Genomic DNA, 12890 nt, shown 5'->3' on the forward strand with positions numbered 1-12890 from the left:
ACAAGAATCTATAATCACTACTATTATGAGTATATCACAAATAATGCCTATTTCCGCTGTACTACGGCATCTATTTCTTTAAGCTCATAATCCTTTATCCTTATTCCGTCAAAGGTGTGCTCTATAGTAAAATATGCCTCTCCTCCAAGTCTGGTAGCTTCATCCTGTTTCTGATCTGCACGGAAGTTCCCAAGAGAATAGTACACAAGCGTCTCACCGCCATCCTCTCTTTCAAGTGTCTGAACGTATTGAAGTACGTGAGGATGTGTTCCTATTACCACATCTACTCCCGCATCACACAGGAGATAGGCAAATTCTCTCTGGTCATCACTTATACTTTTTGTGTATTCATCTCCCCAGTGAGCATAGACAACGATAAAATCCGCTTCTTTTTTCGCATCTTGTATATCGTTTACACACTGTTCCTTTTCCTTTTCTGTCTTCGGAATGTAATGGACAGCGTAGGGATACTTTTCGGACATATCCATCCCGTTTGTTCCGTAGGTATAACTGAAAAGAGCAATCCGTATACCGTTTTTACTTATTATTTCGTACGGTCTGTATGCCTTGTCGCTGCTTCCCTGTATTCCAATGCAGGTTATGTCATTATTTTTATAAAATGAAGTCGTTACATCTATGCCGTAAATTCCCTTATCAAGAGCATGATTATTCCCGCATACCGCAATATCAAAGCCCGCATTTTTTATGGCTTCTCCAACCTCTATCGGAGATCCAAACTGCGGATATCCGGAAACAGCGGAGGGCTTATCCACCAGTATGGTCTCCGCTTGAATTGAAGCTATGTCGGCAGATTCTATCTCCTTTATAAAAGGCTCATAGAGAAAGCTGAAATCGCCGTGCTTATTGGTATACGCGTACTCATAAAGACTCTTATGGATAATGTTGTCTCCGAAAGCCGCGAATTTCACCTCATTATCGATGTTCTTAAGGCCAAACGAGCTCCATATCCATAGAGTATTATCATTATTTCTGTCTTCTGTGAGGATTATCGCTTCATCTCTCTCAAGCAGTTTCATTCTGGTCACAAGTCTGCCTATATCCGATGCAAACCACTTGGAATCTATATCTCCGTCTTCCGAGATATCATATATGAAAATATGCTGAGAATAACTGATCTCATCCCCTGTAACCCAGAAGGGTTTTTCATTTCCGTAGCGTCCTCTCTTCCATAAAAGAAGAATCAGTTCCTCGTCACCGTTTCTGTCTATATCAGTAATAAAGGCATCCTGAATCTTTAATTCCTTTTTGTTTGTCCATAAAAGATTTCCGTCTCTGTCAGTCAGTGTAACCTTTTTTCTTTTTAGGTGACATTCGATTCCGGCATCTGACGTAAATTCCTTTTCCTGCCAGGAAACCCACGAGGGTAAGAGCAGCGCCCAATATATGCAGCAAATGGCTGCCGCTATTACAAGCAGCAGCCACACTGATTTTTTTGAACTCAAAATTTTTTTCATCTCTTCACGCGATAACTCATAGTCCACTGCGGTTTGTCAGGTGTGGATTCCGCTTCAACCCAGTTCCAATCATCATCCAGATATCCGCCGTTAAGTCTTCCTCTCCACTCGGAGTCTGTCATTCTTTCTGATATCGGTACCTCAAATTGGTAGAAGCTGTATACGCTGCCTCGTCCAACATGGAGTTTGCCGTCAATAGGAAATACTACATATATACGGTCAGCTCCGCCGGTACCTACTTCGAGAACCGATCCGTTGGGATCAGTTGCGATATCAGCAACAATAGGACATGGTGCCTGGTAACTGTATGCAAGTCCCTCCACCGTATCTTTATTTACTTCAACCCAGAAATGCTCAAGGTTACCACCGTAGCATCTGATAAATTCGTAGTCCTCATCACTAAGGGATTCATTTTTCAGCTCTTTTTCGGAAATATCAAGAAGCTTTTTAGCCATATCGGAAAGCAGATCAAGATCTTTTTCTGCGGAAGACTCAAGCATTCCCATATTTTTCAGTCCCTCTTTTGTTTTGTTTGAGAGGAATAAAAATCTGCTGTAGACAACGGGTTCAGGATCTACATAGCCCCTGTCGTCCGGAATGTCCTCATCATCCTCACCGCCGCCCATCTCTGCCATTATCTGCTTGGCATACAGAATGGTATCGTGCTTAAGCTCGGCATATGAACCTGCGAAGGTTTCCAGGTCTTTCTTTTCCCATTCGTCTGACAGCATGTATGAAGGATATCCTTCAGGCTTTTTCTCGAACAACGGTCTCAGCGTATTGAGCCATCCGGAATAAAGGCTTGCGTTCCAGAGCTCATTGTTGTCACCACTAAAGAAACCTTTAAGGACAGTGAGATTGTCGGTGTAATTCTTATAATCCGTTGCTCCATTCTCATCAAGAATTGAATAAGCAGTATCAGAACCAAGGACTGCTGCCGTATCAAGCGTATCCGGAAGATATCTGTTATCTCCGTTACTGTTTTCCTGGACATTTCGATATACAAGGCGCTGCATTATTGAAGCATCTATGGTAAATCTCTGTCCCATAAATCTGAAGGAAGGTATAACAACCTCTTCATCTTCGTAAACGGGAACCGAATTAATCTGCGGAGGATCCAGTTTCTCTGCTGCCTTTACGACTTTATCCAATGATGAACTATCGGAAGATAAATCTGCTGCTGCCGGCATTTTTCCATAGCAGGTCTTTACAAGATCAGCAAAAACGTTATATCCCGGATCATCGGAAGCTCCTGCAAAGAAGCTTGTTACACTGTAGATATCAGCCCATTCCTCAGGCTTTTCATCTATCGCCATAGTCATGAGTACTGCGCTCTTAACTCTCTCTTCGGATTCAAGCTCAAACGGAATACGTCCATACCACATCATGGCTCTGAAGTATTTCTCCAGAATTTCATCTCCTTCGTAGTAACCCCTTACCTTGTACTGAGAATAATCCTCGTTAAGTTCAGTGAGTCCGCATACACTAATGCCGTCAGCCGACATGATTTTGTCATACTCAGCGCTTACAAGGTCTTCAAAATTCTTATCATTTATCGGAGCTTTATTATTCCCACCCTGAAGAAGGGATCCTATATAGAAAAAGGCGAGATTATTAAATGCTGCTTTTTCCCAGTCTGTTCCCTTTAATTCTTCATATTGTTTTTGAGTAATTTCAAGCATATTGTCAGTAAGGCTCATTAGCTTATCCGACAAAAACTTCTTTTCCGTATTTTTCATAAGGAATGCAAAATACAGGTGATAAGTATGCATCAGTGAATCCACTGTTACAAAGCTTGGGAAATAGTCGTAACGATTATCTTCATAAACATCAAAGAATTCATCTTCATTGCTTTCTGTCACAGCAAAAGAATTCTTTATCAGCATGTTTCTGAAATCCGTTACATTATTGTATTCGTCCTCATACTCAGTCTCAAAGAGTCCTGCAAAGCGTTTATGATATTCTACATTTGAAAAATCTTCTGCCACGGAATATGCAGGGATGGACGGAACAAGGTTCTCGTCGTAATAGATTTCTTCCTTGTCTCCAAGCAGAGACAAATTGATGACATCATAATCAGATCCGCCTTCATCTTCCTGCGAATCTGTGGTTTCATCAGTCGTTTCTTCCGGCTCCTCATTTTTCACAGAAGCATCATCGTCGCTGCTCTCGGTTTTTTCATCAACAGCAGCCTCTGTTGTATCTTCTGAGTCCTTTGCTTTATCACCAAGATCAGTCTGGTCACTCACACTATTTCCCGGAGTGGTGCTACCCGCGCATCCTGATAAGACCATAGATAACGTCAATAATATAGTAACAACCTTTTTCTTCATACTAAAACCCTCATTAAAAAACTGTATTGCGTTTTTGTTGCAACTATAAAAAGTATATCACATATTAAACAAATAGAAAAAACTGCTCAATTCATGCAACGGTGCAATTTTCATTTACTATCTTCGGAAATTCTTCCCAAAGTTATTCCAGAAAAAACTGTATTCTTCATTTCTTGCAAAAACGAAGGCGTAATGAGAATTTCGTCTTGCCTGCTTCAAACAATTCAGATAGTCTTGCTGATATGGCACAGAAAAAACATGATTTTCATATAATACTATGAGCGGAAGATCAGAAAAGTCCTCTGCTCTTGAATATATCTGCTCATCATTTTCTGTGCCGATGAGCCTTAATGGAATTCTGACAAGCTCAGACATAAAATACTCTGAGTAATCGGGAGCATCTTTATCCATTGAGCTCAGATACATACGCACCCATTCTTCTCCAAGTCCCTGTGATGCGTAATTCTCTGCTGAGGTGATGGTGGGCGAAAACATCGGAAGATTCACTTTCTTTCCGTATACCAGCTTTTTGATGGTTTCAGGTGAAAGATAGAATTCTTCTGCTATTTCCATGATAGAGTGTCCCGCAGAGTAGCGATTGCAGATCATGGCATTTCGCTTATTGAGTCTTTCTCTATAGCCGGATGCTTCGCCCCATCCCTTAGCGGATTCTTTCTTAGGAATATATATCACTTTCCCGCCCGCATACTTTTGAACTTCCTCTAATAGTTTTTCAGGCAAAATGTTTTTGGCATTTTCGTATTTCATACAAGCTTATTCATTCTTTCTTCAAGAGCATTTATGGATTTTACGATTGAATTGCAGGATTCAAGGTCATCTATTGAAGCATGCCATCTGAGTGTAACAATTCCTTTGTAATAAGCCATGCACAAGAAACGCTCTTTGAAATTCTCAATTTTAATATTCTTTTTCTTTGCATATTCATAGAGCTTTTCCGGAACCAGAAGATATGGCTTATTGAGATCAAGGATTACAAAATCCATCAGATAATCCATTATTCCGGCTCTTCCCCAGTCAGCGCAGTAGGTCTTTCCGTCTTCTCCAACGATCATATTGCAGAAGAATGTGTTGTTGTTGGCAAGAAATCTCTGACCTTCGCAAAACGGCGCATACTTAAGAGCTTTTGATGCAATCTCGTTGTAATAATCTTCCTCAAGGAAGGTGGTTCCGAACATTTCCTTCCAGTTCTTCCAATAACCTTCCTCAGGATCACCGAGCATATCATCACGGATGAAAGCTTCAAGACTCTCAAATGGAGCTCTGTTGTTCTCATCAAACTCTCCGTAGCCTTCTACAGAAGATACATCGGTAGCTGCAATCTCAAAGATCATGTCGAAAAAGTTTTCATAACTCTTCTCAAATTCTTCAGGAGAAAGTTCACTTGCGCTTCTGCCCTTAGGGCTCATCTCTAATTTTTCCTTAGTAAGGTTTCTTATAAAAATATCTCTGTTCATGTTTTTGTCCTCATCTATTTGTCTTATGTAATGTTTACTTTGTCTTTTGTATCAGCGCTTTTACAATTATGATGATATCAGCGTCTGTCCTGTAATCAAATAGAGAGAACCGTTATAACAGAACTATACCTAAATTACTCTTTTTTTTATTGCGATAGCTGTGAACTCACCGGGAAGCATATCATTCTCCCAGGACGGGTGTTCATCAAATCTTTCCAAAGTAAAGCCATTTCCTATTATGGAGTTGATGATCTCACTAATTGTGTACTTTCGATACTGACATTTGGGAATCTGCTTACGGATTTCTTCTTCATAAAATCTGGCATGTGCCATCTCACCCTCAAAAATATCTGTAGAAAAATAGCTCATGGTAGGCTGCTGCAGACCAAGCGCATCTGAAATCTTTGTAAATGGGTGGAAATCACTGCAAATCATTTTTCCATTTGGTTTTAAAAGCTTGTTCATCACTTTCATAAAGGCATCTATATCATGGAAGTAGTGCAAAATTCCGCCTTCCATGAATACCACATCAAAAAAGCCTTCATATTTGCTCATGTCAATTTCCATGATGTCGCAGACTTCATATCCAATTGTGGTACCTGCTGCCTTGGCTGTTTCCATTGCATATTTCTTATTGGCTTCAGAAATATCAAAAACAGTTACCTCTGCTCCAAGAAGTGCCAGCGGAACGGCCTTCTTACCGCATGATCCGCATATATTGGCAACCTTAATTCCCTCATATGAATCAAAATAGTTTGCATAATGTTTAAGCATCTTTCCGGGATTTTCCTTATCCTTAGCTGCTCTCTCTTCCGGTGTCCCCGCATTTCTTACCCAGAAATCATATGCATCAAACTCCCAGGCTTTCTTGTGTTGTAAGCTATACTCTTCCAAATCATTCACCCCTTTTTTATCTTTTCCCATAATTTATTTTTCTGTTCTATACCGAACTTCAAAATCTTCCATAATGAATCGACCGCATAAGGCCCATAAACCTGCATATATGAAATATGCATCTGCTCAGCACCTTTAAATATCAAATCAAACTCTTCTCTTGATATTTCTTCCGTGCCGAAATACCCTCTCAAAAAACTCCTCGCCAAATCAAATCTGTAAGTCATCTCTTCTGTATCGTGGTTGAAATCCACAAACTGCATTATAAATGGCCAACCCAAATCTAAGTACCTGCTACCAATTCCCATGATCTTTAATATAATAATTTCCATCCTTCGCGGCAAAAATTCCTGGCGCCATACCATTTTCATTGCCCAGATATAGGTGCGCTGAAGTATTACTCTTTATCGTACTCTCAAGTACTGAGTCAGGTAAGCCTTTCAGTAGATAATCCTGAGTCTCTGTTTTGATTTTAAACATCAGCCTTGCAGATTCTTCATTGAACCTCTCTCCTATTTCAGGATTATCCAAATCCCAATGACACTGAACTATTTCAAGGATAGTCTCATCACTAATATTTATCATTATTTTTCTCCGGTTACAAATCAAACAGGCTCATCTGCTTATACTTATCCGGCATCTCCTGTATAAATTCAAAACACTCTTTTGGTGTTGAAAGGATATTATTTTCCTTACAAATATTCCGAAACAGCGTTTTCAACTCTTTTGAATTAGGACTTGGAAGTTCATATGCATTACCATATCGCTTTATGTATTTCTCTTTTATCCCGGGAAAATTCTTATCAAGCGCAGCATAATAGTACTCCCTGTCGCCTTCCCTGAGAGTAAGACCCATTCCAAAATCGATGATGCCCTTTACTCCTGTCCTAACGCATTCATTCAGAATAGCTTCTATGTTTTCTTTTGTATCATTGATAAACGGAAGTATTGGTGTCAGCCATACAACTGTAGGAATGCCTCGTTCACGCATCATTTCCAAGACCTCTATACGACGTTTTGTGTTGCAGACATTTGGCTCAAGAATTTTACACAACTCATCATCATAGGTTGTAAGTGTAATTTGGACTACACATTTTGCACTGCGATTTATTTCTGAAAGAAGGTCAATATCCCGAAGTATTAAATCTGATTTTGTCTGAACTGCTGCCCCAAAACCATTCTCCAAAATAATTTCAAGGCATCGCCTCGTTAGCAGAAGTTCCTTCTCACAATGCATATAAGGATCCGACATCGCCCCTGTCCCAATCATGCACTTTTTTCTTTTTGACCTTAGTGCCTGTTCAAGGAGCTCGGGTGCATTCTGCTTTACCTCAATATCCTCAAAAGGATGTGTGAACTGATAGCATTTACTCCTGCTGTCACAATAAATACAACCGTGGGTACATCCACGGTATATATTCATCCCAAAGTATCCATTTTTTCCGGATAAAATGCCTTTCGCATCAGTAAAATGCATCTCTTCACCTTCTCCTTTCGCAGAGTGTATTCTGCAAATGTCTTCATTACCCACCAGAACTCATTGCAGGTATTTACGAATTCATCTTCCGTGGGAATGCCTTGGAATATAGTCTGAGTTTCCTTAAGGCGTTCTATGTCAGGCAAAATATTTTCTTTATCCAGAATCTTTTGATATGTATCCCCTATCCATACATTTTCATACTCATTTTCTCTGTTAAACCTTCTAATGAACGTTTCTTTGTCCATAGCATTTATAACGAGAGTGATTCCATCTGCTAACACCATCAAATGAGCCTTTGTATTATCGAACATCTCCGAATAATTCTTATCCCCTCTGTATAATAAAACTCGTTTTCCAAAGCAAGTCTCGAAGATGCTATCATCATCGTATTTTTCAATGTCATCCACAATAAAGCAGAACTGATAAGAATACAAATACTCCCTGACAGGAAGCAACTCTGTTCTGATTACTGCTCTGACTGCATCATCATTTTTTGCCACATCTAACACTATATCTATTATTTCTTTTTCTGTTCTCATGAATATGTCTTTCTGCTTGAATCTACTAATTTTGTCACCCGGCAAGTATAGCTACTGCTTTTTCGACATCCATTACAGTAAGTCCTACCTCTGCATCCGTCTTAACCTGATGTTTTTCTATTTCAATATTATTTAACGCGAGATCATCCAGCACTACCCAATTATCATATGAATTCTCTTCTAACCACAGCAGTATTTCATCAGCCTTAACCATACTGAATTTCTTAGTCTTTCTTATCTCTTCCGTAGTTAAGTCCGGTGTAATTCCTGCAATCCTAATGCCTTCGCTCTTCATTGTATCAGCAAAAAACGCAGCTTCCGGCCTAAGTGGTTTCATTGATTTGTCAAACCAAAATCTCCAGCCTGAGTGGAGAATTATCTTAGCACCAGTCCTTTTCACAAGGCTTCCCAATAGCCTTACCTTTTCAATATCTACGTATTTGCCCTCACTTATTTCTCGCTGATGCTCATTGTCCCAGAACTTTGAATTCAGAACTCCATCAACGTCAAGAAATATTACATTACTCATAATTATCCTGTCTGCCCTTAAAAAGTTTTATCGCATTTTCCCCTCAAGACTCTAATTGCAAATAATCTCTGCACTTATCAAAATGCATTCCGGAACAATTATTTACTCTGGCTATTACATCATCCACTTCATCTATTCTATACCATTTATGGTCATCCACCTCGACAGATTCAGCAAATTCCGCCTTCTTTACATAAGCAATGAAACCTATCATGATAAGCTGCTTTGGCTCAAAGTAATAACTGGACACATACCGGCACTTCGTAACTATCTGTCCGGTTTCTTCTTTTACTTCCCTTGCCACAGCCTCTTCTATGGTCTCTCCTTCAACCATATATCCCGATACGACTGTCCACTTATCCTCAGAAATATAATTCTGCTTCAAAAGAAGAATCTCGTTAAACTCATTTACAACCAAAACTTCAACAACCGGAATAGGATTTCTTCCAAAAATTCGCTTGCAGGAAGGACATATCTTGCAATCATCATCCCCGCATTTTATATCCTCAAGTTCATGTCCGCATTCAGCACAGTATTTAAAAAGCACGGCAACCTCCCACATTATTTATATACAAATAATAGAGGGTACCCTTAGGGCAAGGTCAATATTATAGTTCTACTAATGTTTCCTTATTTGTAGCCAAAAGAAATCACATGGCACCTGGCAGCAATGAAATTCTCAGATTCCAAATATTTGTCGTCCATGCCATGATCTTTTGTAAACCTTCTTTTCTCTGATTCAAAGTCTTCACTGCCTGCACTAATGAAATCAACATAATCATTGATCCTGACTTCGATGTTTTTTAGTCCCAGCTTTTCCATAATCACCGGAATTCTCATACCAATTTGGTAATCTCTTCCACCGGATTTTTCCTCAAAAAGCCACTTTTGTTTTAAAAATTCATCGTTTTCAAATGGATCATAAGCTTCATTGTCTGCAAAAATACCGGCATTTTCCAGGCGTCTGCTTGGTTCAATGCATATTACCAGGCCATTCTCCTTTACAGACCTTGTCATCTTTTTCAAGATGTCTTCAGGATTATTGAGATGTCGCAGCACAGCCTGGCATATAGCGATATCATATTCAGCAACAGGCTCATAATCATTTAAATCTTCCACTTCAAAGCAAACCCCCGAATTAGAATCAGAAAAAATATCCTGCGCTTCTGCAATGAGCTCTTCAGATATATCAATTCCTTTATAGGTGCTCCCTTTCGGAACTAGTGGTAACATCATCTGTGCCAGATATCCATATCCACAACCAAAATCTATAATTCTTACGGGATGGTCTATCTTCCATACAGACTTTACAAGAAACTCAAAGTAATCATTATTCCACAAATTGTTTCTTGTGCTATATAAGTATTCTTTTTCCATTCCCCAATCTTTATTGGTGCCTTTACTTAATGTTATTTTTTCAAATATTTCGTTAAAATTCTTTATCGTTGGAATATGAATCAGCACTGCTCTACCCTGATATTTTTCAAGTAAATTCCAATAAGCCTCATTGCAAAGATAATGGGTTGGTGTTTTCGATATTGTGCTTTTAATACCCACTACTGACAAACGTTCCGCAATAGCTTTAAGATCAAGTTCAGTAGTTATACAGATTCCATCCTTTTCCGCATATTGCTCGATGCGAAACGAGTTGGTCAAATTCTTATCCACTCCAAAGAGATATACCACATCATACTCTGCAGGAAGCATATCAATATCTTTTTTTAATCCATCAAAAGAATTTGTCAGCAGATAGTGCTTCTGCGACAATGCATTTACCAGCATCGATGATGAATTATTTCGGCCTTTAAATCCAATGTATGCTTCAGTCATTATGTATAAATAACCTTTCTGAGCGCCGGTCCGCAGTCTTGTATTCATCTCTCAATTTCGTAAGATGCTCCACAATATTCGGATTCCAGGAAATCATCTGTGGAAGATTATCGCAGGGGAACTCGTCACATAAACCGCAGAACTGTGCATTGTGTTCTTTGCAGCAGACATAAACCTTGCATATTCCTGATCCGGCCCATTCCGGCACGCGTCCTTCTGCCTCAATGCAACCGGGACAAATGCCCTTTATCTTTTTCTCACATCCAACGCAGCACTCACCGCAAGCGGTTATTGTTGTAAAATCTATCATTACTGCCTATCCCCTATCATATTATTTTACATTCTGCCAACACCCTGGTTCTCAGATAAAACTAAGGGGCTGTCGCATTAGATGATTAAATCATCTGGGCGATGGCCTTTTTTTAGGCCTAAAAATCGGTACTTATATCTGCTTTCTGCTCATATCTCATATTTTTAGAGTAACTTAATAGTCCGAAGATATCTTCGGATCAGATACAGGAGTTTGATTTTTAAGGATCAAAAATTATGCCGTTTTCTTTAGCTCAAAAAGATGAGTTCCTGTTCGGCCGGCCATGATCTTGTGATGCAGTTTATTGATATCGAATCCGATTGCAAGCAACACGCTTTGTGCAAGAACATTCTTCGTCCCCTTATACAAATATCTTCTGAAGTTCATGTCTTCTTTTACATTTGCAAATGAACCCTCCGCCTGAATGCTTCGGTTCATTCTGAGCTGCGTGCCGAATTCGCTGGTTATCCGCTTAAGGCATTCACTGCGCTTTTCTTCAAGCTTTCTCGAAACGTAAAGCCTTTTGTTCCTGTCTTCAAATGGTGTCTTGCAGTTGTTTCCTTTAATGCAATCTTTCTTGTACGGGCATTCCTTGCAGCTATCACATTCATACGTAGTGACACTTCTTGAATAGCCACTTGCTGTTTTTTCGTTGCGGGTAAAGATTGCCTTTAATTCTTTGCCATTCCTGCAAACATAAGCATCATCCTCACTGTCATAATCCATGTTTTCACGTCTGCTGATGTCATTTTTAAATTTCCTTGTTTTTGAAAGTTCATAATTCTGAGGTTTTATGTATGCTGTCTGGTCATTTTCCTCGACAAAAACATAATTCTCTTCACTTTCGTAACCGGCATCAGCCACGATGTTCTTGTACTTAAACGGCAGATGTTTTTTCATGTCATTGAGAAACGGAATGAGTGTCAGAGTATCTGTGGGATTTGGATATATATCAAGCCAGGTAACATACTCGGCATCGACACCATGCTGGAGATTATAAGCAGGTTTAAGCTGTCCGTTCAGCATGGCATCTTCTTTCATGCGCATAAAGGTTGCATCCGGATCTGTTTTTGAATAACTGTTACGATTTCCACACTTGTACAGCTTATATGTGTAATCCTTGAGTTTCTTTATGTATTCTTCAAGTGTTTCGACAGACCTTTGAAGAACAGTTTTTCTCTTTCCGGAGCCATAGACAAACTTTATTCCTTCATCATTCTTAATCTTGTAAAGTTTCTTTTTGAGTCTTTTTAATGTATGAAGTGATATCTGGTCATCATAGACAATCTTCAAGCCATAAAGTTCCTCGCACTCTGCGCAGAAGAGGCATATCTTCTCAGCCAGTTTTGCCATGTTTTTTGAAACTGCTTTTTTCCAGACAAAAGTATATTTATTCGCCATGGATTCAATCTTTGTGCCATCGATGAAGATGTTCTCCCCAGAGATTTCACCAAGATCAAGAAGGATTGTTCCAACCTGAGCCATCATCTGTTTTGAACACTGTGACAGATGAAGGGAAATAAACCTTGCAATGGTTGAATGGTCCGGTGCGGGCAAGCCTTCAAGAAGGTACATGAAATTGATATCACGCTTGCATGAGGTTTCTATGTCTCGAGATGAGAAGATTCTGTTCATTGCTGCATAGAGTGCTATCTTCATCATATGACGGGGCGTTGCCTGGCCTTTTTCTGATTCTTTCATATGTTGCATAAAGATCAGAAAGGTCCATCTCCTCCACGAATGCGCTTACCAGGCGTACCGGATCGTCATCTGCTACTGATAGGTCTATGTCGAGCGGAAGTTTTATTTGATGATTTAAGGAAGAAAGGCTATAATTTCCTTGTAAGATTTTATTTAGTAGCATAAATATATTTTACAGCAAAGACCAGGCTTTTCGAAGCCTGGTCTTTGTGTTAATCAAGGCTTTTAGCACTAAAAAGGGGCCTCGCACTAATTGAACCGTTCCCCGTCAAGTAGACAGTCAAAAAAATAAATTTTCTGCCATCAGTTTTTCTCCTGATGGCA

General features: G+C 39.5%; 13 protein-coding genes and 1 pseudogene. All 14 read right to left on the minus strand.

What is annotated here, in order from left to right:
- Positions 1-47: 47 nt before the first annotated feature.
- The 14 genes and pseudogenes from G630_RS0109010 to G630_RS21320 all read right to left on the minus strand — a co-directional run bounded on the left by G630_RS0109010 (position 48) and on the right by G630_RS21320 (position 12729).
- Positions 48-1475, minus strand: coding sequence for a CapA family protein (locus G630_RS0109010; protein WP_022762994.1), 1428 nt, complete (start codon positions 1473-1475; stop codon positions 48-50).
- Positions 1472-3808, minus strand: coding sequence for a DUF3160 domain-containing protein (locus G630_RS21300; RefSeq protein WP_049946155.1), 2337 nt, complete (start codon positions 3806-3808; stop codon positions 1472-1474). The genes G630_RS0109010 and G630_RS21300 overlap by 4 nt, the downstream gene beginning before the upstream one ends.
- 117 nt (positions 3809-3925) lie before the next feature.
- Positions 3926-4576 (minus strand): CD3324 family protein, encoded by a 651-nt coding sequence (locus tag G630_RS25035; protein ID WP_196805774.1) that lies wholly within the window; start codon positions 4574-4576, stop codon positions 3926-3928.
- Positions 4573-5283 carry a hypothetical protein gene (locus G630_RS0109025; RefSeq protein ID WP_026498392.1) on the minus strand — a complete coding sequence of 237 codons (711 nt, stop codon included), beginning with the start codon at positions 5281-5283 and terminating at the stop codon, positions 4573-4575. Before G630_RS0109025 ends, G630_RS25035 begins: the two co-directional genes overlap by 4 nt.
- A gap of 129 nt (positions 5284-5412) precedes the next feature.
- Positions 5413-6207, minus strand: a complete 795-nt coding sequence (locus G630_RS0109030; RefSeq protein ID WP_242829921.1) for a class I SAM-dependent methyltransferase — start codon at positions 6205-6207, stop codon at positions 5413-5415.
- Positions 6183-6509: a hypothetical protein gene (locus tag G630_RS0109035; protein WP_155831961.1), complete on the minus strand. Its 327-nt coding sequence runs from the start codon at positions 6507-6509 to the stop codon at positions 6183-6185. Before G630_RS0109035 ends, G630_RS0109030 begins: the two co-directional genes overlap by 25 nt.
- Positions 6472-6762, minus strand: a complete 291-nt coding sequence (locus G630_RS0109040; protein WP_026498395.1) for a hypothetical protein — start codon at positions 6760-6762, stop codon at positions 6472-6474. Before G630_RS0109040 ends, G630_RS0109035 begins: the two co-directional genes overlap by 38 nt.
- Before the next feature lie 13 nt (positions 6763-6775).
- On the minus strand, positions 6776-7654 hold the full coding sequence (locus tag G630_RS0109045) for an SPL family radical SAM protein (protein WP_026498396.1): 879 nt from the start codon (positions 7652-7654) through the stop codon (positions 6776-6778).
- The gene (locus tag G630_RS0109050) at positions 7597-8196 is read right to left on the minus strand and encodes an aminoglycoside 6-adenylyltransferase (RefSeq protein WP_026498397.1); all 600 of its coding nucleotides are present in this window, start codon (positions 8194-8196) and stop codon (positions 7597-7599) included. Before G630_RS0109050 ends, G630_RS0109045 begins: the two co-directional genes overlap by 58 nt.
- 34 nt (positions 8197-8230) lie before the next feature.
- Positions 8231-8725, minus strand: a complete 495-nt coding sequence (locus tag G630_RS0109055; protein ID WP_026498398.1) for an HAD domain-containing protein — start codon at positions 8723-8725, stop codon at positions 8231-8233.
- Positions 8726-8768: 43 nt separating this feature from the next.
- Entirely contained in the window at positions 8769-9272 is a 504-nt protein-coding gene (locus tag G630_RS0109060) for an NUDIX domain-containing protein (RefSeq protein WP_026498399.1), read from the minus strand.
- Between the two features lie 83 nt (positions 9273-9355).
- Complete coding sequence (locus G630_RS23505) at positions 9356-10555, minus strand: methyltransferase domain-containing protein (RefSeq protein ID WP_049946156.1); 1200 nt, start codon at positions 10553-10555, stop codon at positions 9356-9358.
- On the minus strand, positions 10548-10865 hold the full coding sequence (locus tag G630_RS21315; RefSeq protein ID WP_049946157.1) for a DUF3795 domain-containing protein: 318 nt from the start codon (positions 10863-10865) through the stop codon (positions 10548-10550). Before G630_RS21315 ends, G630_RS23505 begins: the two co-directional genes overlap by 8 nt.
- A gap of 234 nt (positions 10866-11099) precedes the next feature.
- Positions 11100-12729, minus strand: a pseudogene (locus G630_RS21320) (IS1182 family transposase).
- Between the last annotated feature and the right edge of the window lie 161 nt (positions 12730-12890).

It is taken from the genome of Butyrivibrio sp. WCD2001 (assembly GCF_000424485.1).
Lineage (GTDB): Bacteria > Bacillota > Clostridia > Lachnospirales > Lachnospiraceae > Butyrivibrio.